The sequence below is a fragment of the uncultured Campylobacter sp. genome, assembly GCF_938045625.1.
Taxonomy (GTDB): domain Bacteria; phylum Campylobacterota; class Campylobacteria; order Campylobacterales; family Campylobacteraceae; genus Campylobacter_A.
Genome location: NZ_CALIAV010000085.1, coordinates 18,105 through 41,962 on the forward strand (window position 1 = coordinate 18,105; position 23,858 = coordinate 41,962).

Below are 23,858 nucleotides of genomic sequence, written 5' to 3' on the forward strand. Positions count from 1 at the left end.
CCGGTTTTATCTCCCTGTAAATTTAATCAAGGAGAACAACTATGATTGCTAAATCAAGCAAAGGAGCTATCGCGCTTTCGCTGATAGCGAGTCTAAATTTATACGCCGCAGAGGATGGCTCCACGAGACTAGACGCCACCGTCATAACCACGACTGGCTTTGAGAGCGCGCTAAAAGACGAGGTTAGAAACGTAACAGTAATAACCGCCAAAGAGATAGAGGACAGGGGATACCGCGATATCAAAGAAGCTCTCGAAAAAGCTCCAGGCGTCAGCCTAAACGGCAACAACATAGATATGCGCGGACAAGGCTCCAGAAGGAGCTCGTCGGCTAGATCGACCACGACCGTAAAGGTGATGGTGGACGGCGTCGCGCTAAACATGATCGACACTACGCCTACTAGGATCCCCGTAGATATGATACCTATCGAGGACGTAGATAGGATAGAGATAGTCCCTGGAGGCGGCACCGTGCTATACAGCAGCGGCACGATGGGAGGCGTGATAAATATCATCACCAAAAAGAGCAAAAAGAAATTTTACGCAGGCGTCTCTAGCAAGCTAGCCTCCTACTCCTATAAAGACGTAGCCCTAAACGTCGGCGGCGGAGTAACCGACGCGCTATCTTTAAAACTAAACGCGAAAAAATCTGACTCAAACGGATATAGACGCGGGGATAAAACCAAAGAGGACTACGTCTCGGGCGGCCTAACCTATCAGATAACGGACGATCAGGCATTATCTATAAACTCAAGCTATTTTAAAGACAAAAGCCGCACCACCGGCGCTCTAAGCAAAGCTCAGCTAGAGCAGGATAGAAGGCAAGCAGGATCAAGCAAAACCGACTACCTAAACAAAAGAGTTAGCGTAAACGCCGACTACTCTATAAATTTAAACGACGCGCTGACGTTTAATCTATCGCCTTATTATCAAAAGCTAACCATGGACTCCTATAGCGCCTACAAAGACGGTGGCAGCGGAGCGCTAGGGCTAACCGATAAACAAGCCGGGGCTAAATTTAAGGGCAAATACGGCTACGGCAGAGGAGATTTTATATTCGGCTACGATTTTTTAAGACAAGAGGCCAAAAGATCTATACTCTCGAAATCTACGAGCAGACGCGGACCTATCACGGTAAGCGCCGACGTCACGACCAAATTTGACGTAGAAAAGAAAACGCATTCGTTTTACGTGTTAGAAAAGCACGACTTTACCGATATGTTTTCTTTGAGCGCGGGATATAGGCTCGAGCTAGCTAGAAACGATATGGATAGACGCTCAAACTCCGTCGTAAAGATGACGCCAGGCCGAACGATAGTTAACGATTCGTCCTTTAAAGGCAAGAAAAACTCGGACAACCACGCTTTTGAGATAACGCCTAGCTTTAAATACTCCGACACCGGCAACGTTTATTTTAAATTTGAGCGCGGATTCGTCTCGCCCTCGCCAGTTCAGTTTGTAGATAAGCCAAACAGAACCAACTACGTAGTAAATAATCTAAAATCCGAAACCTACCAAACCTACGAGCTTGGCGTGAGGGATATGATCTATGATAATTTCATAAGCGCGACCGTATTTTTAACCGATACAAAAAACGAAATTTACACCAGAACGCTCACGAACAACATAACCGACGGCTGGTTTTTTATAAATTTAGACGACGTCAGGAGATACGGAGCCGAACTCTACGCCGAGCAGCAAATTTTAGACAACCTAAAAACCAGCCAGACCTTCTCCTACGTAAAAGCCGAATTTAAAAAAGGCAACAACAAAGGCATGGAGGTGCCGACCGTACAAAAGAGCAAATTTGTCGCTAGCATCGACTACGAGCCGATCAAGGATCTAAATTTACTCCTTGACGTCAAATACCTATCAAAGCTAAAAAGAGCTATCTACTCGGGCGCGACCGATATCTCGGGCTACGAGACGCAAACCGTCTCTAGAACGCTAGTGGATCTTGGCGCGAAGTATAAATTTAAAGGCGGATTTTCAGTATCTGCGGGAGTTAAAAATTTATTCAACAAAAAATACAACTCCTATCAAAGCGAGCTAGAGGACATATACGAGCCCGCAGACGAGAGAAACTACTACGTAGAGTTTAAGTATGCCTACTAAAAACGGAGTTGCGGCGGTTTTGGCGGCGCTTACGGCGCTGCTTTTTATATTTTCGCTTAGTCTTGGCGGAGCCGATATCTCGTGGCAAGATATCATCAAATTTGCAAGCGGCGGCGAGATAGACGAGATAAAAGAGACGATCTTGCTTGAGATCCGCTTGCCGCGCGTCATCATGGCCTTTTTAATCGGCATGCTTTTAGCAAGCTCGGGCGTCGTCGTGCAAAGCGTGTTTTTAAACCCGCTAGCAGACCCCTACATCATCGGCATCGCCTCTGCTGCAACCTTTGGCGCCGTGGCGGCCTATCTTTTAAAGCTGTCCGATTTTTACTACGGAGTGTTTGCATTTTTTAGCGCGGCGATACTTTCAGTGCTTATTTTTAAACTCTCTAAAAAAGGCAAATCCATCGCCACGCTTCTTATCATCGGCATCGCGTTTTCGTCGTTTTTGGGCGCGTTTACGAGCTTTGCGACCTACCTCATCGGCGAGGATAGCTTTAAGATAGTAGCGTGGATGATGGGCTACGTGGGCTCGGCAAACTGGGAGAAGATCGCCTACATAAGCATTCCTCTTGTGCTATCTATGGCGTATTTTTACTTTAAGCGCTTTGAGCTAAACGTCATCTTAAGCGGCGACGAGGAGGCTCAAAGTCTAGGCGTGGACGTAGAAAAGATGAAAAAACGCCTACTCATCGTCTCGTCTTTAGCCGTGGCGTTTTCGGTAGCGTTTACGGGCATGATAGGCTTTGTTGGACTCATCATCCCGCATACGCTACGCATGATACTAAAAACCTCGAGCAACATCGTTTTGATACCAATTAGCGCCTTTGCGGGCGGGTTTTTCCTGCTAGCCTGCGACACGATAGGCAAAAGCGTCCTAAGCCCGACTGAGGTACCTATCGGCGTGGTTACGGCGTTTTTCGGCGCTCCGTTTTTTCTATTTTTAGCTATCCGCTCAAGCAGGAGCATATAAGGTGAAAGTAGAAAAACTATGCTTTAGCTACGGCAAAAGAGAGATACTAAAAAACGTAAATTTAAGCCTCAAAAACGGTAGGTTCGTAGGCATTTTAGGTCCAAACGGCTGCGGCAAATCCACTCTTTTAAAAAACATCCTAAAAATTTTATCGCCAAATAGCGGCGTAATAACTCTAGAAAACAAAAAGCTGGAGGATTATTCGCTAAAAGAGCTGGCTAAAATTTTAGGCTTCGTCCCTCAAAAAACGGTTCTAAGCATGCCTCTAACGGTCGAGGATATCGTGCTAACGGGGCGCTTTTGTCACCTAAAAAGCCAGTTTAGCGGATACGACGCAAACGACGTAGCCAAAACCTACGAGATCATGCGCCTGCTTGACGTAGAGCGGTTTGCTAAACGCAGCGCCCACTCCTTAAGCGGCGGCGAATTTCAGCGAGTGCTGCTAGCTAGAGCGCTAGTTAGCGAGCCTAAGATTTTGCTCCTTGACGAGCCTACGAGCGCGCTAGATCTAAACTACGGGGTTCAGATGTTAAAGATCTGCGAGGATTTGACTAGAGAGCTAAATTTACTCTCCGTAGCCGTGCTGCACGATCTAAATTTAGCCGCTATGTTTTGCGACGAAATCGTGATGCTAAAAGACGGCGAGATACGCTACGCAGGCACGGCAAAGCAGCTTTATACGAAAGAAATTTTGCATGAAATTTACGGGCTAGACTGCGAAATTTTAGAGCACGGCGGCATGCCGTTCGTAGTGCCCGTAAAGCGATAAATTTACAAATCAAATTTGAAAGGATTTTCTATGAAAAAAATAGCCGCACTTTTACTTGTAGCCAGTTGTCTTTTGGCAAATTTAACCGCAAACGCACCCAAAAAACTAGTCGTACTAGACCCATCAGTCGTCGAGATAGTCTATATGCTAGGCGCGCAGGATCAGCTAGCGGCCATCGCTACGCTTCAGTTTTCTAAAATTTGGCCCGAGGATCAAACCGTAAAGCTAAAAAGCGTAGGCACGTACACGAAGCCAAATATCGAGCAGATCGTCGAGCTAAAGCCTGATCTCGTTGTCACCAGCTTTCACTCGGCAAACGTAAACGAGAGCCTTGCTAAATTTAACCTAAAAACCCTCACGCTAAGAGCAGATAGCGTCGGCGATATCTACAAAAATATCGAAGAAATCGGCAAAGTAACGGGCAAGGAACAAAAAGCGAGCGAAGTCGTAAACGAGATAAAATCCAAAATCGACTCTTTTGCAAACAGCGGAGTAAAGGGCAAAAAGATACTCGCGTTATTTTCCTCGACGCCGCTTACGGGCTTTAGCTCAAAGACGCTGCCGGGCGATATCTTTACCAAACTCGGACTAAAAAACATCGCCGATAGCGTAGAGGGCTCGACTCCGATCGTATCGACAGAGTTTATCTTGTCGCAAAATCCTGACTTCATCGTCGTTATCGGCGGTATGGGCGGCGATGGCGAAAATTTCCTAAAACAAAATCCGGTGCTTAAAAAAACGAACGCCGCCAAAAACGGCAAAGTACTCACCGTGCCCTCATCGATGCTACTTAGAGGCACGCCTCGCATAGGCGAAGCCATAGATAAATTTTACGAGATGCTAAGTAAATAATGCGCTATTTTCTAGTCTCTCTCGTTTTAAATTTAGCTCTGCTTTTTTTGCCGTTAAACTCGCGCCAGATAGAGAGCGCAAAACCGCAAGAAACGATAAAGATAAAGCTAAATTTGACGCAAGAAGAGCCCAGCAAAGAGACTAGAGAGCAGCTCCCGCCTCAAAGCGCGGAGCCGCTAGAAAAACCTATGGAATGGCTGCAAGAAACGCAGCTCGAACCGGTCAAATTTGAGCCAGAGCCCGAAATTTTACAGCCCGAGCCAAAGCCGGTAGAGCCGGAACCCAAAAAGCCAAAGGAGGATAAAAAGCAACCCCCAAAACCCAAAATAAAAAAGCAAATCTTGCCAAAGCCGGCGCAAACGGTAAAAGAGGAGTCTAAATTTGAACCGACGCCCGCGCCGACTCAAATTTTACCCGCCGAGCAAAGCGCGCAGCCTAGCTCAAATTTAGTCCCCGCAAAGCAGTCCGCCGCGCAAGATAGCGGCGAAACAAAAGAGCAAAACGCGTGCAAAGAGGGCGTGGGCTTTACCGTGGCGCGCGAACCGGAGGCCAAATATCCCAAAAAAGCACTCATGCTGCGGCTAAGCGGGACGTTTAGAGTCGAGGTTGATTTTAAATTTGACGGGGAGATAAAGATAATAGCCGTTCGAGGAAAAAATAAAATTTTTAACGACGAAGCGGTGAAAATAACAAAGGAGTTAGAAATTAAAGCATTAAAAAATATTTCGCATTGTATAATTACCAAACCTTACGAGTTCAAAACGGAGGAATAGATGTTTGAAACCAGGCAAAAAGGGCACGCCGGACCGACGCGTCCTAAAAAAATAAAGATGGCGACTAACGCCGAGGTGGAGAAATTTTTAACCGAGGAGTTGCCGACGCAAAAGGACGGCGTGATCTATATCCACGTGCCTTTTTGCGATAATATCTGCTCGTTTTGCTCGATGAACCGCACGAAGCTAGAAGACGAGCTAGACAGCTACACGCAGTATCTGCTGGGCGAGACCAGGAAATACGGCAAATTCCCGTATCTACAAGCTAAAAATATCCGCAGCGTCTATTTTGGCGGCGGAACTCCTACGATACTAAAAGAAAAGCACCTAGAGCCCATTATCACAGCTCTGCGATCAAATTTTAATATCTCAGACGACTGCGAATTTAGCCTAGAAACCACGCTACACAATCTAAATTTAAGCAAAGTGCGCCTACTAGAAAGCCTAGGCGTAAACCGCTTTAGCATCGGCGTGCAGACCTTTTCGGACAAAGGCCGCAAGCTGCTAAACCGCGTCCACGACAAAAAAGGCGCGATAGAGCACCTAAAAATGATCAGGCAAAATTTTAGCGGCATGGTTTGCACGGATATTATATTTAACTACCCCGAGCAAACTATAGACGAAGTGCTAGAGGACGCCCGCCTAGTCGATGAGCTAAAGATCGACAGCACAAGTTTTTATTCGCTTCAGCTTTTTGAAAAATCAGAACTCGCAAAGACCGTGTCGCAGGATTATTACGACGTAAATTACGAACGCGAGCTGCATAACGCTTTCTTTGAAAAGCTACTAGGTACGGGCAACTACGAGGTGCTAGAGCATACTAAATTTAACCGCATCGGCCGCGACCGCTATCAGTACATCCGCCTAAGCCACGAGGGTGCCGATATCCTGCCGTTAGGTAGGGGCTCGGGCGGAAAGCTAGGCTACTACGACATCTATAACGCTAAAGAAAAAATGCGTATGATAAACAAAGTAGACGATAAACAGCGTGCCGAAGCGCGGCTAAAAAGCCTCTTTATGTACCCAAAAATCGACCTCGCGCAGGTAAAAAGCCTGGTTAGCGATGAGACCTTTAGCACGCTAATGGAGTTTTTCAAAAAATGCGAAAGCAAAGGCTATATGCTCATAGAAAACGGCTTTTTAAACTACACGACGGATGGCGTATTTTGGGGTATGTCGATCGGCACCGAAGTAGCAAATATCTCACAAAAGGACTTTGAATGAAAAAAATAGTTATCTACACGAGCACGACTGGAAATACCGAGAAAGTCGGTCTTGCCATCGCAAACGAGCTTGGCTGCGAAGCGGTCAAATTTAGCGAGGATCTGCATCTGAATTTGGACCGATACGACTTTATCGCGCTTGGTTTTTACGTCGATAAGGGCGACGCGGAGCCTAAATTTAAACGCTTTTTGCACGAGATAAAGGGCAAAAAAGTCGGCCTGTTTATGACGCTAGGTATGGATCCCGAGCACGAGCATGCGATGAACTGCCTAGAAAAGGCAAAAGTCGTGCTACGAGAGGGCGAAAATGAAATTTTACGAGAGTTTTACTGCCAAGGCGCGATCGATCCAAAAGTCATCGAGCAACTACGTAAAATGGGCGAAGCAGCACCCAACGACCCGCGCTACGCCGTAACTCCGGAGCGCGAAGCCAGATGGGCAAGAGCCGCGACTCACCCCGACGCAAACGACCTAGAAAACGCAAAAGCAGCGTTTAAAGGGATATAAATTTGCCGCCGCTTGGCGGTCAAATTTGCTCAAAAAGCGGGCGCGTTTTAAACTCATAAATTTGCGCCCTATTTTTTGGATTTATTTTAAATTTTACTCACCCAGGCCCGTATCTTGAAAGTGCTAAATTTAACCTGCACGCAGTTCAGCAACCTCTCACGTCGTAGGGGTTGGGGAATTTACTAAGGAGCAATGGAGCTCTTTTGCTTCGGCTTTGCCTTGCCTTATGCTTGCACTCTCTTTGAGAGCTGCAAAGCAGAGCGTAATTCAAGCCCCTTCGCCTAAACAAAAAAATGAACTTTTCTAAATTTGATTAAACCAAATTTTGCATTTTCAAGATGCGGGTCTCGGCGAGTAAAAAATGCTATCAAGACAAGCTGCAAATTTCTACCTTGATACTCCAAATTAGCCAAAACTCGCTATAATCTCCTAAAAAATTAAAAGGAAAATTATGATACAGACTTGTTTATTTCCGGCTGCGGGCTACGGCACGAGATTTTTGCCCGCGACTAAATCGCTACCAAAAGAGATGTTGCCGATCCTCACAAAACCGCTCATTCACTACGGCGTGGACGAGGCGCTGGAGGCCGGCATGAAAAACATGGCTTTCATCACGGGTCGCGGCAAACGCGCGCTGGAGGATTATTTTGATATCAGCTACGAGCTAGAGCATCAGATCTCAGGCACAAACAAAGAGCACCTACTCGTCGATATCCGCGAACTGATGGCGCGCTGCACGTTTTCATTCACGCGTCAAGAGAGCATGCGAGGCCTAGGAAACGCGATCCACACGGGTAAAGTCCTCGTGCGAGACGAGCCTTTTGGCGTGGTGCTAGCAGATGACCTCTGCATAAACGAAGAGGGCGAAGGCGTGCTATCTCAAATGGTAAAAATCTACGAAAAGTACCGCTGCAGCATCGTCGCCGTCATGGAAGTGCCGATCGAGCAAAGCAAAAACTACGGCATCGTCACGGGTCGCGCGATAGAGGATGATCTACTGATGGTGGGCGACATGGTCGAAAAACCGGACCCAAAAGAAGCTCCAAGCAACCTCGCCGTCATCGGTCGCTATATCCTCACGCCCGACATCTTCACGATCCTAGAGCGCACCAAGCCCGGCAAAAACGGCGAAGTGCAAATCACCGACGCACTAAAAGAGCAGGCCAAAGACGGCATGGTGCTGGCGTATAAATTTAAGGGCAAGCGCTTTGACTGCGGTAGCGTCGAGGGCTTCGTGCAGGCGACTAATTTCTTCTACGAGCTAGGCAAAAATGCTAAAAAATGAGCTATTTTTCGAGCGTACGCCGCTAAGCGCGATCGGCTCCTATGCCAAACGCATGAACGACGAGCTAAAAGGCGGCGAGATCGGCTACTATCACCTACCGGAAATCGGCGCAAATTTACTAAGCGAAATCGCCGAGTATGAGGCGACGCTCGCGCACATAAAAAGCGTCGTGCTAGTGGGTATTGGCGGTAGTAGTCTAGGCGTCAAGGCGCTAAAAACGATGCTTTCAGGCGCTAAAAGGAGCCGTGAGCGAGAGCTTTATTTCCTCGATAACGTCGACGCCTTTAGCTTTGAGAGCGTTTGCGAGAGCATCAAATTTGACGAAACGCTTTTTATCATTTCGTCAAAATCAGGCACCACGATCGAGACGATTACGCTATTTAAGTGCATCTTGGCGCGCTTTAAGCCCTCAAATTTGAGCCAAAATTTCATCGTCATCACCGACCCAGCCTCGCCGCTAGAAGCCTACGCCAAGCAAAACGACATCAAATTTTTTAATATCCCAAAAAACGTCGGCGGCAGATTTAGCGTGCTTAGCGCGATCGGTCTTGTACCGCTAATGCTGTGCGGATACGACGCGGCGGCGCTACTGGAAGGCGCGCGAGCGTGCAAGAGGCGATTTTTAGAGGACGGCAACGATACGCTACTGCAAAAAGCCTATCACTACGCGACGCACAAAAACGCCAAAATCAACGTGATATTTAGCTACGGCGATAGATTTTTGGAGTTTAACGACTGGTACGTGCAGCTGTGGGCGGAGAGCCTAGGCAAGAAAAAGGGCTACAAGCGCTACGGACTCACTCCGGTCGGACTCATCGGTTCGCGCGATCAGCACAGCTTTTTGCAGCTCATCATGGATGGAGTAAAGGACAAGACGGTAACCTTTATCAAAGTGGCCGCCGCAGACGCAAACACTGCGATACCAAACATTAGCCTAAACGGCCTTGAGGGCTGCGACTTCGTAAACGAGCTAAATTTGGGCGAGCTAATCAACGCTCAGTGCAGTGCCACTATGCACGCGCTCGTGCAAGAAGGCATCAGCGTAGACGTCATCGAGCTTGAGTGGCTAGACGAGGCGAGCGCGGGATTTTTGATTTATTATTTCGAGCTTCTCACATCTGCTACGGGCATAATGCTAGGCATAAACACCTACGATCAGCCGGGTGTTGAGGTCGGTAAGCGCATACTAAAGACGATGCTAACGGCGGGCAAGCAAGACTAAAGCGCGGCTCTAGAGAGTGCAAATTTGACGCGAATTTTGCTTTGTGAAAATGTAGCGTTAGCTCACGTAAATTTTTAATCTACAAGCTTGTGTTTGCAGTATCGCTAGTAATTTTGGATTTAAATTTGCACAGTTTTGTTTTAGCAAATTTGAGGTGGAAATTTAATGCGTATCCGTCAGTGTTGGCAAACAAAGTAATGAGCCGCCTCGCGACACGACTTTTTATTCGCTTTTATTTGCAGTGCTACAACGACTCTAACTATAAATTTGTGTAACATTATGCCTTTTTTTATCACTTTATAATGTTAGCAAACGGGCGTGTTTTGCAATAAATTTTTACCTCGCCTGCTTACCTACGCCAGAAAGCATATCGGAGATACTGTTTTAACACAAACCCGTAGTTAGTCAAATTTGTTTGTAAAATTCTAAAATTTTACTTATCAAAATGGCACTCAACAAACGCACTTGTAGGTAAATTTAGGCTTTCGTCATGTATCATCTTATGATTTTTCAAACCCATGCTATCTAGTTACAAAATTTACATTCTTACATACTCTAAATTTAATGCAAGAATTCTCAAAAGAATTAATTTTTCCTGATCAAAAGTTAAACTTGTTTTTCATACCGCATAGCAATGCTTGTCTATATCCGGCAAAACAGTGTAAACAAATTCCAAAATTTACTCACAAACAATAATTTTTATTATTTGCGAATTATTTTTTTTTAAGTTTTATATGCTATAATTTCACCATAAATCAAATCAAAGGAGACAAAATGTCAAAAGTTGTTACTCAATTAAATCAAATCCAAGCTGATGCTCATGCGTTATTCGTTAAATTTCACGACTACCACTGGTATGTAAAAGGTATTCAGTTCTTTAGCGTACACGAATACACCGAGAAAGCTTATGAAGATATGGCGGAGATATTCGACGACGTCGCTGAGCGTGCTATACAACTAGGCGGTAGAGCTATCACCAAAATAGAAGAGCTAAACAAACTAGCGCATCCAAAAACTGACAATAAAGATAGCTACACTCCGACCGAGGTTCTAAAAGGCGTTTTGGCCGAGTATGAGCACTTGCTGGGTGAATTTAAAAAGCTAGAAGAAGTAGCTGAAGAAGCAAAAGACAGCACGACCGTAAATATGGCGCAAGATCAAATCGCAAAATATGAAAAAGCTATCTGGATGCTAAAGGCTACTTTGGCTTAATTTTTGGGGCGCAAGCCCCTTTTTCTATTCTTTTTTCTTTCAAATTTTATTTTCTACAAAATATCAACTTAGTTATCTTTTTATCTTTAACATTTTCAAAACAAGCAGAAACTTAATATAAACATAAATAGCATTGAGTTGCAATGAGAACTATATTTTTAAAAAGTAACGAGCGTAGCGAAGTTAAAAAATAAGCATATGGTTCGTTTCAGAATTTCAGAGACGAAATTTAGAGAATTTTATAATATTTTTCATTTGGCATAGAAGATACTAAAATAGCGGAATTTACTAAAATCTTAGAAAAAAGAATCAATAAAATAACTAAAAAAATCAGAATTTTATTATCAAAAAAGTGCGAGCTCTTGAATAGTAACGAGCGTAGCGAAGTTAAAATAAGTAATTTTAGCCACAAGATAGAGATTGACTATAGCCATTTAAAAGCAAGAAAGGTAGGAGTAAATAAAACGCATATATTCGGAAAGCCAAAGCATGACGGCAAGATCTATACCCAAATAATTAAAAACTACTCTACAAATGAACTAATACCGATACTATAATTTATTGAGACCATTGGAAAAGCCTATGATGGTTAGATTGATTAGCGAGCAAAGATTCGTTGTAGAGTAAAATATTCAAAGAATGGACTAGCCTGCTATTTTGCAAGAAGTCAACAGTAAAACCACATAAAAGGTCGAGAAAATTTTTGGGATTATGTTAGGATTGTCTAAAATTAAAAGAATCTTCTCTAAAGCGTAGCAACACCATAGTGATACAGGAAGGCTAAGAGAAAGAGAGTTGTTGCTTCATTAAAAGAGCGTGAATTTGGGCTCAATAACAGTAAAAATACAAAAACTTTCTATCATATTTTACCAAAGATGACAAGAGAGAATCCTCCTTATCTTGAGCCTAAAATTAGTTTATCATATAATGCAGTGATTTGGATGTTTTATTTGGGTGTTTGGGCTTGCAAATTTTATCAAATACTTTCTAGATAACTTTAAAAGTCAAGTAAGGATTTGTGCCTTATTTTTTGAAAAGTATAACATAAAGACCTATAGAAAGGAGATATCTCGGGATAAACCCGAGATATTTAAAATTAGAATGTGTATTTAGCTTGGAATCTTAGCTGTTTAGTTTTATCTTTTGAGTCATCTTGGTGCTTGTTAATCTCATACGCATAGAAGCTTGAGAACTGAAGTTTAGCACTATAGTCATAAGTTAGTCTTGCTACATACTCTTGATATTTCTCTTTATCGCCTGAAGCAAGTTTAACTTTACCATTAGAATAATCGCCACCGACTCTAAATTTCTCAGCAAAAGTGTATCCTGCTTTCAAGAACCAGAAGTTAGCTTTACCTTCAAGAGCAGTATAATCAAGAGCAGATTTTATCTCACCTACATCTATAAATGAACCTTGATCCTCTAGGCTTACAAAACCTTTTTCTTTGTCATGAACTTTATATCCGATATAACCAGCAGCTACATCAGCGCCAAATACTTTTGTACCAAGTTCACCTGCATAGAAATCCGTATCTTTAAAGTTTACGCCAACATTATTGTCTATATCAGCATGTGCATACTGAACTTGAGCACCGATATTTACATCATCAGTAATATTAAGACTAAAGTTTACGTCACCTATGATGAGGTTAACAGAATCAACCAAAGATGCATACCATAGTTGGAAGCTTACCGGATCATAAGAGCCGATAGCGGCTACCGCATATAGGTTGTTATTAAAGATACCAGGGGCATTAGTGTAAATAGCACCATCGCTCTCGCCGTTATTTTCTAATGCATCAAAAGCAAATGCAGTTAGAGTCAAGCCTGTAATATCTCTATTTTCAACTCTGACGCCAGTGCCTACAGCATCATCAGTAAAGAATGAACCTATGGTTTGCTTACCTGCAGTTATTGTAGTGTTACCTACGTTATATCCAAGGTAAAATTCTTTTACGTTAAATGGACTTGTTGTATCTGTTCTATCGCTGCGTCCATCTGCATTAAAAGCAGAGCTGTCGTTGGAATTATATCTAAGTGTTAAAACACCAAAGAAATTATCATCTAAAGCAGCTTTAAAAGAAAATTCTGATTTAAATTGGTGATGTGCAGTCGTATTATCTTTTACACCGTTAGCTTTCTTAACTGTAACGTTATTATATCTATATCTTGCATATCCAGAAAGATCTACATTTTTGATCGCCTCTTCAAGCGGCGTAGCACTCGCTACAGTTGAAAAAGCACCTAGTGCAACCAAAGCAGCTAATGAAATTTTAGCAATTTTCATTATTTTCTCCTCAAATAAGATTTAATATTGTGGAATCTTAACATAATCTAGCCTTTAATAAGCTTAAAAATTTTATATTTCTTTGGAATATTACCGAGCGTTTACTAAAATATACTATAGGGATTTAAAATTTGAAATATTTTTAATATGCCGAGCCAAATCGACCCGGCAAATTGGATTATTTTAAGTAGCTTCCTTGAGTAGGAGTAGTAGAGACGTCAGAGTTTTCCTGTTCGCTTCCCTTGTATTGCAAAGCATCTTTGCCCTTTAAAAAAGCAATAATTGCCCCAAGGTCGCTATATTTTGTTTTGGCGGCAACGGTTTTCATTAGATTTCTCATATTTCCGCCATAGTCAGAATCGTTTAGATAACCAGAAAAAGCAGCCTCTATATCCTCTGCACTTACTTTAGTTAACTTTTTGGATGTGCCATAAGCTCTTTTATTCCCATCTTCGCCGTGACAAGAAGCGCAATTTTTAGCATACAGTTCGCGACCTTTTTCCACACTATACCTTCTTTTGGTATCTACGCCGATATTTAAAAACTTGCCGCCACTATCAGTCTCAGGAGCTTTTTCATAAACGTTTATACTTATATTTTCGTCTTTAGAATATTTTTCTACCAAACTTTTTAGCTCTTTTGCAAATTCACCCTTTGCCTCAAATATATAACTCGGCTCGTCTGCAGCATTTAAAGAAAAAGTCAAAAGACATGCTAAAAGCGAAAAATGCATAAATTTCATGAAAAACCTTTTTGATAAATTTAAAAATCCCAAGCAAATGGAAATTTGCTTGGGATTATAGCATAAAACTAGCTTTTTTGATTAGAAGCTGTATTTGGCTTCGAATCTTATGCGGTCGTGTTTATTTTTATGATCTCCGTCTTTTTCTTTAGCTGCTGCATAGAATGTAGAGAAATTAAGTTTTTTGCTGTAAGCATAGCTACCGCCGACGTTCCACTCGTCTCTATCAACTCTCTTGTTGTATCTATAGCTATAGCCTTTGCCATCGATATAGTTAGCATACAAGCCAAACTCGTTAATTTTATATGACGCTCCGATAAACCAATAATCGTTTTTGTCTTTGATATTGTTGTAGTATTGAGCGCTACCGTTCATTACCGAGTTAAGTAGTTTACCCGGATTGATTAACTTGCCGTTATCTTCAACAGTTACGAAAGATTTTTTATCGTCTTTAGCCTTATAGTAGATATAACCTGCATTTAAACCGACTCCAGCAAATCCTACATCACCTTTAGCTGCAAAGAAATTTGCATCACCAAAGTTATTGTCGTCTGACTCATTGTGAACATATTGTGCCTGTAAGCCTAGTTTTACTGCATCTAGGTCAAATTTCAAAGCCGCATCAGCTGCAAATAAATTTGCGGTATCCTCAAGATATGCCCACCAAGCTTTAAAGTTTACAGGATCATAGCTTCCCATTGCACCCACGCCATAGTAGTTAAGGCTTTTTGATCCTGCCAGGCCTGATAGTAGTCGACCGTCATAGTCAATGCTATCGGTTTCAAGTGCGTCAAAAGCAACACCAACCAAAGTAAGACCTGATATATCAGTGTTTTGTACTCTTAAACCAGTTCCTACCAAATCATCGTCAAAATATGTTTTAACAAATTGCTTGCCAGCTGTTATTGTAGTATTGTTTATATTGTAGCCAAGATAAAATTCTCTTACACCAAATGAGCTTGTAGTATTGGTGGTATCGCCATTAAATCCAGAACCGTCATTTGCTGCATATCTTAGACCCAAAACACCAAAGAAGTTATCGTCAAGAGCAGCCTTAAAAGTACCTACGAATCGGAAGTTATGATTTGCATTATTTTTGTTGAATGCGCCTGGCATACCATTCCAGCGGACTTTATTGTGAGTATATCTATATCTTGCAAATCCAGAAAAATCTACATCTTTAATAGCTTCTTCAAGCGGAGTAGCATTTAAAGTAGAGAAAGCGCCTAGCGCAACCAAAGCAGCTAAAGAAATTTTAGCGAGTTTCATAAGTTCTCCTTTATAAAAGTTTTATAGTCATAATTTTAGCACAAAATCGGTCGTGGTAAGCTTAATGCAAAAATTTAACATAAATAATCATAAAACACTAATATATCAAGCTGTTACAAGGCTATTTTTGATACTTAATATTATTAAAATAAGAATACTAGCAACAAAGCTTAAATATGAAAGCTTAATTTCGAGGATTTTTGCGAAATAAAAAGATAAAAAAGGGGACGCACATCCCCTTCTTAAAAGGAGTTCTAACTTTGATTGCTTGTAAGAATTATAAAATATTTCGGTAAATCAACGGCTAATCAAAGCTGATATTTTCACTTTTCGGAACTTCGATTAGGATTTTCTTGTTGTTTTCTTCTTGCTGTGAGCTTTTTGTGGAGCTTGGGCTTTTAAATTTCGGCGCTTTTTTTGCTTTATGCATAACATGATGGGTTCCGCTTTTTATGAGCAGCATTTCAGTGACGAGTCCGCCCGAAACGCTTGCATAGACGGTATCTCCGCTAGAAAAGTAAAATTTATCCGCACAGTACTTACCGCTAGGCAGTTTGCCGTTTGAAGTGTCGATTGATTTTATATCGTAGCAGTATTTGCCACCGTCGTAGGTTACGCTTGATATCACGCCACGCAATGAGCCTCTAACGGGCGCAGGTTTTTGAATAACTGGTTTTTGGACGACTTTTGGTGGCGGTTTTTGCTCAAAAAAAGCACAACCACTAAAAACCAGCAAAACGGCGGCTAAATTTAAAAACTTAAGCCTGAACACTGAGCACGTTCCCACCAAGTTCGGCTATTCTTTTATCTACGGCTTGCGTTGCTTTTTCTATCGTTTTTTGCGAAATTTCAGGTAGCTCGCCACCCCAAATTTTCTCAGCCTCTTTAAAGCCCCTTAGCATACCTTCTTTTCCGGCTTCTAGCTTTTGCAAGTCGTCTCCGGCGGCGCTAATGATAAAATTTGAAATCCTATCCGCAGTATTTGCGATACCGAAAAATCCATTCTCGCTAACTAGATCGCTAGCTTCGCTTTGGCTTAGTTGCGTTATAGGCTTGCCCTCGTAGCCGATAGATTTAAAATCGACACCGGACAAGATATCGTTTAGAGAATTTATACTTTTGCTTTGAGCGCCGAAAATATCGTTAAATTTTGCAGAACCATTAAAGGCCGAAACCTGAGACAAGAAATTTGAGCTCGCATTTGAGTCAGCCCTAGCCTGAAAATGCGACAAATAGCTATTCGTTAGCTGCTTTACGTCGATATTTGCATAGGCTTCTTGCATTCTTTTGATATTTTCATTTTGATCTACGCTTGCCGAGTTTTGGACGTTCTGCACGTCGTAGCGAGGTTGCGGGATGTATGGATTTTGGCTTAAACCGTTCATGCTTTGCATTTTTTATCCTTTAGATTTTATTCTGTATTATATATCGTCAAATTTAGGATAAAGTTAACGGGTAAAAATTTACTTTACCCTATCGCCGACGTGACCGTTATATACGATGTCTTTGGCATCGACGTTTTCGTCGAGTAAAATTTCGCTTATCTTGCCGCTTTTTTTAATGCTTTCGATATCTTGTTGCAAATCCTCTTGATAGCTGTATATCATCGCGGCTCCTGAGACGCCCTCTACACCCTCTAGCGCTTTAAATAGCTCTATCTCACCGTCTAAATTTTCCGCGCTCATCACGACTACGATCTTGCCGTCTTGCGCGGCGATGACCTCGCAGCCTTTTACTTGCTCGATTCTTTTAGCCACCTCGGCGGCTTCGTTTCCGTCTTTGGTATATACTATCGCACTTGATATGTTCATTTTACGCTCCAAAATTTAACCTCTTTTTCGTACGCGATGCTGATTAGCCTACCGTTATCGAAGAGGTAAATTTCATTTAAAATTTGCTGTCCGGTTTTTACGGTCGCGAGTTTTGTTTTGCTTGCGATGTCGTAGACCAGGATATCGCTCTCTTCGCCATTCATATACGCTAGTGTTTTGGCGTCGTCGCTAAGCCCCGTCGCATAAACGATAAAATCGGACTTAAAATAGCTCATAGCGCCGTTAAAAACGCCTGCTTGTTTGTCGATGCAGCCCACGGCTACGACGTCATTTTTGTAGTCGATGTCGTACATGTTGTCTTTAAAGAAATTTAGCGTTTGTTCGGTTTGGCGAGTTTTTAGATTATAGATATAAATCACGCCGCTTTCGGCTCCGATAGCGATTTTGTCGCGGGTTTTGTTGATTTCAAAATCAACGTAAAGCGCGATAGAAAATTTATGTTTAAAGACCGCTTTTTTGCTCTCTAGGTCGATGTAGTAAATTTCATTGCCGAAATCCGATACTACCGCCGTTTTTTCATCTATGAAAAAGGCTTTTTTGGCGGATTTGTTAGCTAGATGCATATTGCTAACCTCGCTCCAGCCGTCATTTTCTTTTTTAAAAACGTACAAATATCGCTCGTTGTAATCCATCTCGGTTAAAACCAAAAGCATATCGCCCAGCCGGTCGATGCTAAAAATCTTTGCAGGCTCTTCGTCGCTAAAGTGCGTTTTGACTGTGCGAAATTTGATCGGTTCTAAAAATTTATCCGCCTTTATGTCGTAGATATCAAGCTCGCTACCGTCCGTGCCCAGATATAAAATTTCATCTATCAAATTTGAGCTTATCACGTTTGCACCCGCTTTTATGACCTTGTACGGTTGCAAGATCTCAAGCGGTGCCGCCGCTAAATTTGCGGTCAAATTTAAGCAAAAAATCACCGTAAAAAATAAAATAAATTTTCTCATAACGCCTCCATTTTGATACTATTCGCGAAGCAAACTTCCATACATTGCGCGCAGCCCGTGCATTTTTGATTTATGCTCGGGCGAAAAACGCCTAAAAAATCGATCGCTCTAAATTTGCAAACGTCCTGGCAACTACAGCAAATCGTGCCGTTCCAAGCAAGACAACTATGCACGTCGATAAAAATTTTAGCTTCGATTTTAGCTGTAAATTTTAAATTTAAAACCTCTCGTCCCGCCTCTTCGCAAGCGAGCGCGCACTCTTTACAAAAGTTGCACCCCAAAGACTTAAATTTAAAATTTACTCTCTCGTTTTCAAGACTTAAAAGCTCTCTGTCGCAAGCGCTAACGCAAGGCGCTTCGCAATCCACACAGTTAAATTCGCCGCAAAAATAAGGCGGAGCGATAAATTTTTGAGCGGTTTTGCCGCCCAAAATTTTAGAAAAAATTTTACGCCTCGAAGCGTCCGCCGTCATTATCTGACGCCCTCGTTTAGCACGTCAAGGAGGTTTGAGCGACTTGTCGAGTTTGCGTCGCGATACTCAGGCTTAAAGTTATTTTTAAATTTAGCCTCTACGTTAGCCTGCGGTACGTGGCACGTAGTGCAGTTAAAGCGGTCGTCGCTAAGCTTGCCCTCAAGGTCCTTTTTATTCCTTATGCTATAAAGGTGCGATTTAGGGATCGGAGTCGCGCCGACATCTTTTGCGACTTCGGGCATATGGCAGCTAACGCACATATTATTATCCGCCGTGATAGGAATGAGTCCTTCTAAATCATGAGGGATTAGCGGCGGAGCGTTTTCAAAAGAGCGGTCGTATCTTTTTGATTCGCCCGCGGCCGGTTTGGTCCAGTTGATATCGGCTAGTTTTATATCGTCTTCGTCGATAACGTCGTTAGCGGCGCGCAAGATATTTAAGTCTTTGGCGTCTTTACCGTCTTTTAGCTTTACTTTTTCTTTTTTATCGGAATTAGTTTTTATCTGCTCCGTTTTTTGAGTTTGCGCGGAGCTAGATGATTTTTGCTCTTCTTTAGCTTCGGCACAGCCCGAAAATATGAGGACGGCGCATGCCAATCCCGCCAAAATTCTCGCCTTCATTGATTTTTCTCCTTTAGTAAATTTCTAATGTTAAATTTGAGCGCGTCGTCATCGCAAACGTCTATACAGCGTCCGCAGCTGATGCACTCGCTCGAGGTTATAAACCCGCTTTGCTTGCCGATGATGCCAAGCACTTGGTTTTCCGGGCAGATTAGTTTGCATTTCATGCAGTTGGTGCAGCTAGCCGCATCGTGCTTTACTCTGATAAGGGCAAATTTGCCTGCTATAGCATAAAAAGCGCCCAGCGGACAAAGCTTTGAGCAGACTAATCTATCGCCGATAAACGCGTCTATCGCAAACACCCCAAACGCCACGAATAGCCACAGCGTACCGCCGTAGATGACGCCGCGCTGAATAATGCCAATAAAGCTAACGCCCTCAAACGCCGGGGCCGAAGTGACTAACGAGATAAAAAGCGTAAATCCCAAAACGTAATATCTCGCGCTTCGCGTGAAATTTACGAATTTTTTATCTTTGTCGTAGCCAAGCTTTACTCTGACCCAGCGAGCGGTTTCGGTTATGATATTTACCGGGCAAACCCAGCTACAAAAGGCTCTAGGAGCGATAAAAGCATAAAAAGCTAGTATTATCCCCGCTCCTAAAACGGCGGTAGAGCCGATAGAAAAACCCGCTAAAAACAGCTGCAAAACCGCAAACGGATCGCTAAGCGGAACGACCCCAAATAGCAAAGACGAGCTAAGATTGCCTTGTAAAATTTTAACTCCATAATAGTTGCTCGCAAAAAATAGAGCCAAAATAAAAATTTGACTTATTCTTCTTAAAATCAAATATTTCATAGCAAATCTCCGCCGTTTAGATAGTCGTTTAGCTTTTTCTCGTCGGTTTTAAACTCTTTTGGCTCAGCGTCTTTTAGCTTTTTATCCGCGCCCTCAACCCAGCCTTTTACGTACTGTTCGTTGCTAGAGCCCAGCCCTATTTCGCGCGGAAGTACGAAGATAGAGGCCTTAGGCGTCACGCAAACTTGCTCGCACATACCGCAGCCGGTGCAGTAGTCGGCATCTACGACTGGTTTAAAAAACGCATGCTTTTGCGTTCGCTCGTTGCGAACGTATTCAAGCTTTAACGCCTTGTCTATCAAAGGGCAAGCGCGGTAGCAAGCGTCGCAGCGAAGTCCTTCGTAAGCGATGCAAAAATTAGGATCTAGCACCGCTATACCCATTTTGGACTTATTTATATTTAGCTTGCCGTTATCTTCGCTTACCAGCTTCACGTCTAACGCACCCGTCGGACAGGCGACCGTGCACGGGATGTCCGGACACATATAGCACGGAATTTTACGCGGCGTAAAAAACGGAGTGCCGTAAGGCAATCCGTCGTCTAAATCCGCAAGCTTAAGCGTATCCCAAGGACAGGCTTCTACGCACAGCCCGCAACGTATGCACTCACTAAGGAAATTTTTCTCTTTTAGCGCGCCGGGCGGTCTGATGAGTAGAGTTTGGGCTTTAGCCGTCGTTTGCGTACTCCAGATGAAACCGCCCGCGAGAACCAAACTAATCGCTTTTAACCCGAATTTTAAAGCCTCTCTTCTATTTTGCATTATTAAGCCTTGTAAATTTTAACCGCACATTTTTTATAGTCGGTCTCTTTTGAGATCGGGCAAGTCGCATCTAAGCAGACTTTGTTGATATATACGTTTTCATCGAAAAACGGCACGTACACTAGGCCCGAAGGGGTTTTGTTTCGTCCGCGAAGATCAATTCTTGCTTTTACCTTGCCGCGGCGAGACTCAACCCAAACTACGTCGTTATGTTGTAAATTTAGCTTTTGCGCATCGCCTTCGTGCATGTAGCAAAGCGCTTCAGGTACGGCGCGGTAAAGCTCAGGAACGCGCATAGTCATAGTGCCTGTGTGCCAGTGCTCCAAGACGCGGCCCGTGCATAGCCAGAAAGGATACGTAGTATCAGGCATCTCGCACGGATCCATATAAGGACGGAAGAAAATTTTGGCCTTATTAGCGATAGAAAATTTCTCGTCTCCGCTAGTTACTTTGGTCAAATCGCCTTTTTGCAACTTGGCTTTTTTATTGCCGTAGAATGCAAACTGCTTGCCGTCTTCGGCGTATTTTTTGGCATACGGATCGTATTTGGCGTTAAATCTCCACTGGGTTTCTTTGCCGTCTACTACAGGCCATCTTAGGCCGCGCACTTTGTGATAAGTATCAAAGTCCGCTAGATCGTGTCCGTGACCCGAGCCAAATTTGCGGTAGTCTTCCCAAAGATATTTTTGAACGAAAAATCCGTAGCCCTCAAACACTTTGCCGTCCGAGCCGACGATTTTTCTACTGTCGCCGAAAACTTCAGAGTTATCAAAATCTTCCATTATAGCGTCTTTTGCAGGATAGCTCTTAGCCTCTTCGTTTGCGAAAAGCACGTCAAATAGCGTATCTTCTTCGCTATAACCCATGGCTTTTGCCTCGTCTAGCACGCTTGGAAGCGTTAGCTTATCGTCCACTTTTTGTTCGCCCCAAACCTCTTTTAGCTTAAAGCGCTTAGCAAATTCCAGCATTTGCCACGTGTCGCTCATCGCTTCGCCTACCGGAAGGACTTGCTGACGCCAGTGCTGCGTTCGGCGCTCGGCATTACCGTACGCGCCCCATTTTTCGTATATCATCGCAGTTGGCAGGATCAGGTCGGCAACCTTAGCCGAGATGCCCGGATACGGGTCTGAGACGATGATAAAGTTATCCATCTCGCGAGCGGCTTTTATCCAGTGGTTTGCGTTTGCGGTGTTTTGCCATGGGTTATTTACCTGCACCCATGCCCATTTCATCTTTCCGTCTTCCATGTCGCGCATCATTTTTACGTAGTGGGAGGCGACTTTCGGATTTAGCGTGTTTTTAGGAAGTTTCCAAATTTTCTCGCTTATTTCGCGGTGTTCGGCGTTATCTACGACCATATCCGCAGGCAAGCGATGAACGAAAGTACCGACCTCGCGTGCCGTTCCGCATGCGCTTGGTTGTCCAGTTAGCGAGAAAGCGCCCTCGCCCGGTTTTGCTTGTTTACCAAGAAGCATATGTACCATATAGGCTTGCTCGTTTACCCATGTACCGCGTTGGTGCTGGTTAAAGCCCATTGTCCAAAAGCTAACTACTTTTCTACCTTTTTCGATGTACCAGTCGGCTAGTTGCTTTAGTTTTTTCTTAAATTCTTCCAAATCCTCGTTTGGATCGCCTTTTATTAGCGGAGCGGAGAAGTCAAGCGTATAAGGTTTAAGAGCTTCTTTAAATTCCTCAAACGTGATTTGCCAGTGTTTGCCCGCGGTAGCCGTATTTTTATTTTCCATCACGTCACCCTCTTTATAGCCTAGATAGCCCAGAGTCACGCCCTCGTTTTTGCTTAAAGTCTTTTTAAGTTCGGTCTCGATGACGTCTTTTTCGGCATTGTAGTTAGGATGATTTGGATTATTTCTAAGCCCGTAGCCGATATCTACCGGTCCCGTCGCAAATACGCAGTGGCTATTTACGTAGTCCCAATCGATGGCTTCAGGATGATTATAAACGATCTCGTGAGCGATATAGTTCCAGATAGCGACATCGCTTGAAGGAGCGAAAATAATCTCGGAATCGGCGATATTTGACGTTCTAGTCGAATACGTGCTTAAATTTACGACCTTTACGCGCTCAGGGTCGCTTAGCTTTTTATCGCTGACGCGCGCCCAAAGTATCGGGTGCATCTCGGCCATATTAGCGCCCCAAGCCACGATAGTATCGGTTAGCTCGATGTCATCATAGCAGCCTGCTGGCTCGTCTATACCAAATGTCTGCATAAAGCCAGTGACCGCGCTTGCCATACAGTGGCGAGCATTCGGGTCAATAGAGTTGCTTCTAATACCCGCTTTCCATAGTTTGACGGCTGCATAACCCTCTAAAATAGTGTATTGACCCGAGCCAAAAACGCAGGCTGAATGCACGCCGTTTTTCTTCATGGTCTCTTTATATTTTTCAGCCATGATGTCAAAGGCTTTTTCCCAGCTAATAGGCTTAAATTTGCCTTTTTTATCAAATTCGCCCTTTTCGTTCACGCGTAAAAGCGGCTGAGTGATGCGGTCCGCGCCGTACATGATCTTGGCGTTAAAATAGCCTTTGATGCAGTTTAGGCCACGGTTTACTGGTGCTTCAGGGTCGCCCTTCACTGCTACGATTTTGCCCTCTTTGGTTGCGATCATTACGCCGCAACCCGTTCCGCAGAACCTACATGCCGCTTTATCCCAGCGCCAGCCCTTTTCAGCTGTGTTTTGCGCAGCTGCCATAGAACTAGGCAGCGCTATGCCCGCACTCGCGCACGCGGCTGAAGCGGCGGCGCTTTTTATAAAATCTCGTCGATCCATTTTCTCTCCTCGTTTATTTTTTAAGATAGTTCTTAAAAATTAAGCGGATATTAACCGTTACAACCTAAATTTAAGTTGATTAAAAATAACTAATTCTTTGGCAATATTTGGAATTCAAATTAAGACCAAAATTATCTTTATTTTGCCTATTTTAGGTGTAAAGCTTAAAAGTACGAATAAATATAAAACTTTATATTTACTAAATCTGATATGCTTTTTGATAACAAAACCCATAATATCCCAGAAACTTTTTTTAAAATATAAATTTAACGTGTAAAATCGTAACATTTTTTCATTGTAAATATAAAGCTATATATCAAGTAGAAAAACAGTAGTCTATTTTTAAATTTAACCTTTTAAAAGCGCTAATTTTAAAAATTATATCAAATTTGACGTAGCAAAGCTCCTAAATTT

Annotated in this window: 22 protein-coding genes; 10 read left to right on the forward strand and 12 right to left on the reverse strand. The window is 43.1% G+C overall.

Annotation, left to right across the window (positions count from 1 at the left end; all coding sequences use genetic code 11):
• Positions 1-41 precede the first annotated feature (41 nt).
• The 10 genes from Q0386_RS07975 to Q0386_RS08020 all read left to right on the forward strand — a co-directional run bounded on the left by Q0386_RS07975 (position 42) and on the right by Q0386_RS08020 (position 10,927).
• A complete protein-coding gene (locus Q0386_RS07975) occupies positions 42-2,114 on the forward strand; it encodes a TonB-dependent receptor (RefSeq protein WP_299029516.1) in 2,073 nt (690 codons plus the stop codon).
• A complete protein-coding gene (locus Q0386_RS07980) occupies positions 2,104-3,084 on the forward strand; it encodes an iron ABC transporter permease (protein WP_299029518.1) in 981 nt (326 codons plus the stop codon). Before Q0386_RS07975 ends, Q0386_RS07980 begins: the two co-directional genes overlap by 11 nt.
• 1 nt (position 3,085) lies before the next feature.
• Positions 3,086-3,853: an ABC transporter ATP-binding protein gene (locus tag Q0386_RS07985; RefSeq protein WP_299029520.1), complete on the forward strand. Its 768-nt coding sequence runs from the start codon at positions 3,086-3,088 to the stop codon at positions 3,851-3,853.
• Positions 3,854-3,883: 30 nt separating this feature from the next.
• Complete coding sequence (locus Q0386_RS07990) at positions 3,884-4,705, forward strand: ABC transporter substrate-binding protein (protein ID WP_299029522.1); 822 nt, start codon at positions 3,884-3,886, stop codon at positions 4,703-4,705.
• On the forward strand, positions 4,705-5,478 hold the full coding sequence (locus tag Q0386_RS07995; protein WP_299029525.1) for an energy transducer TonB: 774 nt from the start codon (positions 4,705-4,707) through the stop codon (positions 5,476-5,478). Before Q0386_RS07990 ends, Q0386_RS07995 begins: the two co-directional genes overlap by 1 nt.
• Positions 5,479-6,702: a radical SAM protein gene (locus Q0386_RS08000; protein ID WP_299029527.1), complete on the forward strand. Its 1,224-nt coding sequence runs from the start codon at positions 5,479-5,481 to the stop codon at positions 6,700-6,702.
• The gene (locus tag Q0386_RS08005) at positions 6,699-7,208 is read left to right on the forward strand and encodes a flavodoxin family protein (RefSeq protein WP_299029529.1); all 510 of its coding nucleotides are present in this window, start codon (positions 6,699-6,701) and stop codon (positions 7,206-7,208) included. The genes Q0386_RS08000 and Q0386_RS08005 overlap by 4 nt, the downstream gene beginning before the upstream one ends.
• Before the next feature lie 451 nt (positions 7,209-7,659).
• Positions 7,660-8,493: a UTP--glucose-1-phosphate uridylyltransferase GalU gene (gene galU / locus Q0386_RS08010; RefSeq protein WP_299029531.1), complete on the forward strand. Its 834-nt coding sequence runs from the start codon at positions 7,660-7,662 to the stop codon at positions 8,491-8,493.
• Positions 8,480-9,715 (forward strand): glucose-6-phosphate isomerase, encoded by a 1,236-nt coding sequence (locus Q0386_RS08015; protein WP_299029533.1) that lies wholly within the window; start codon positions 8,480-8,482, stop codon positions 9,713-9,715. Before galU ends, Q0386_RS08015 begins: the two co-directional genes overlap by 14 nt.
• Positions 9,716-10,489: 774 nt before the next feature.
• Complete coding sequence (locus Q0386_RS08020) at positions 10,490-10,927, forward strand: DNA starvation/stationary phase protection protein (protein ID WP_297965433.1); 438 nt, start codon at positions 10,490-10,492, stop codon at positions 10,925-10,927.
• Positions 10,928-12,023: 1,096 nt separating this feature from the next.
• Here Q0386_RS08020 and Q0386_RS08025 read toward each other — a convergent pair.
• The 12 genes from Q0386_RS08025 to napA all read right to left on the reverse strand — a co-directional run bounded on the left by Q0386_RS08025 (position 12,024) and on the right by napA (position 23,444).
• Positions 12,024-13,214: a major outer membrane protein gene (locus Q0386_RS08025; protein WP_298791670.1), complete on the reverse strand. Its 1,191-nt coding sequence runs from the start codon at positions 13,212-13,214 to the stop codon at positions 12,024-12,026.
• A 178-nt stretch (positions 13,215-13,392) separates the two neighbouring features.
• Positions 13,393-13,956 carry a cytochrome c gene (locus Q0386_RS08030; RefSeq protein ID WP_241091646.1) on the reverse strand — a complete coding sequence of 188 codons (564 nt, stop codon included), beginning with the start codon at positions 13,954-13,956 and terminating at the stop codon, positions 13,393-13,395.
• Between the two features lie 81 nt (positions 13,957-14,037).
• Positions 14,038-15,225, reverse strand: coding sequence for a major outer membrane protein (locus Q0386_RS08035; protein WP_299029541.1), 1,188 nt, complete (start codon positions 15,223-15,225; stop codon positions 14,038-14,040).
• 304 nt (positions 15,226-15,529) lie between these two features.
• A complete protein-coding gene (locus Q0386_RS08040; protein WP_299029543.1) occupies positions 15,530-15,997 on the reverse strand; it encodes a hypothetical protein in 468 nt (155 codons plus the stop codon).
• Entirely contained in the window at positions 15,984-16,619 is a 636-nt protein-coding gene (locus Q0386_RS08045) for a hydrogenase-4 component G (protein ID WP_298791674.1), read from the reverse strand. Before Q0386_RS08045 ends, Q0386_RS08040 begins: the two co-directional genes overlap by 14 nt.
• A 69-nt stretch (positions 16,620-16,688) precedes the next feature.
• A complete protein-coding gene (locus Q0386_RS08050; RefSeq protein ID WP_002953138.1) occupies positions 16,689-17,036 on the reverse strand; it encodes a chaperone NapD in 348 nt (115 codons plus the stop codon).
• Entirely contained in the window at positions 17,033-18,004 is a 972-nt protein-coding gene (locus tag Q0386_RS08055; RefSeq protein ID WP_299029546.1) for a hypothetical protein, read from the reverse strand. The genes Q0386_RS08050 and Q0386_RS08055 overlap by 4 nt, the downstream gene beginning before the upstream one ends.
• Positions 18,001-18,477 carry a 4Fe-4S ferredoxin gene (locus Q0386_RS08060; protein ID WP_299029548.1) on the reverse strand — a complete coding sequence of 159 codons (477 nt, stop codon included), beginning with the start codon at positions 18,475-18,477 and terminating at the stop codon, positions 18,001-18,003. Before Q0386_RS08060 ends, Q0386_RS08055 begins: the two co-directional genes overlap by 4 nt.
• Positions 18,477-19,097, reverse strand: coding sequence for a nitrate reductase cytochrome c-type subunit (locus Q0386_RS08065; protein WP_297965414.1), 621 nt, complete (start codon positions 19,095-19,097; stop codon positions 18,477-18,479). The genes Q0386_RS08060 and Q0386_RS08065 overlap by 1 nt, the downstream gene beginning before the upstream one ends.
• The gene (napH, locus tag Q0386_RS08070; RefSeq protein WP_299029551.1) at positions 19,094-19,894 is read right to left on the reverse strand and encodes a quinol dehydrogenase ferredoxin subunit NapH; all 801 of its coding nucleotides are present in this window, start codon (positions 19,892-19,894) and stop codon (positions 19,094-19,096) included. Before napH ends, Q0386_RS08065 begins: the two co-directional genes overlap by 4 nt.
• Positions 19,891-20,655 (reverse strand): ferredoxin-type protein NapG, encoded by a 765-nt coding sequence (gene napG, locus Q0386_RS08075; RefSeq protein WP_299029553.1) that lies wholly within the window; start codon positions 20,653-20,655, stop codon positions 19,891-19,893. The genes napH and napG overlap by 4 nt, the downstream gene beginning before the upstream one ends.
• A 2-nt stretch (positions 20,656-20,657) precedes the next feature.
• Positions 20,658-23,444: a nitrate reductase catalytic subunit NapA gene (gene napA, locus Q0386_RS08080; RefSeq protein ID WP_299029556.1), complete on the reverse strand. Its 2,787-nt coding sequence runs from the start codon at positions 23,442-23,444 to the stop codon at positions 20,658-20,660.
• Between the last annotated feature and the right edge of the window lie 414 nt (positions 23,445-23,858).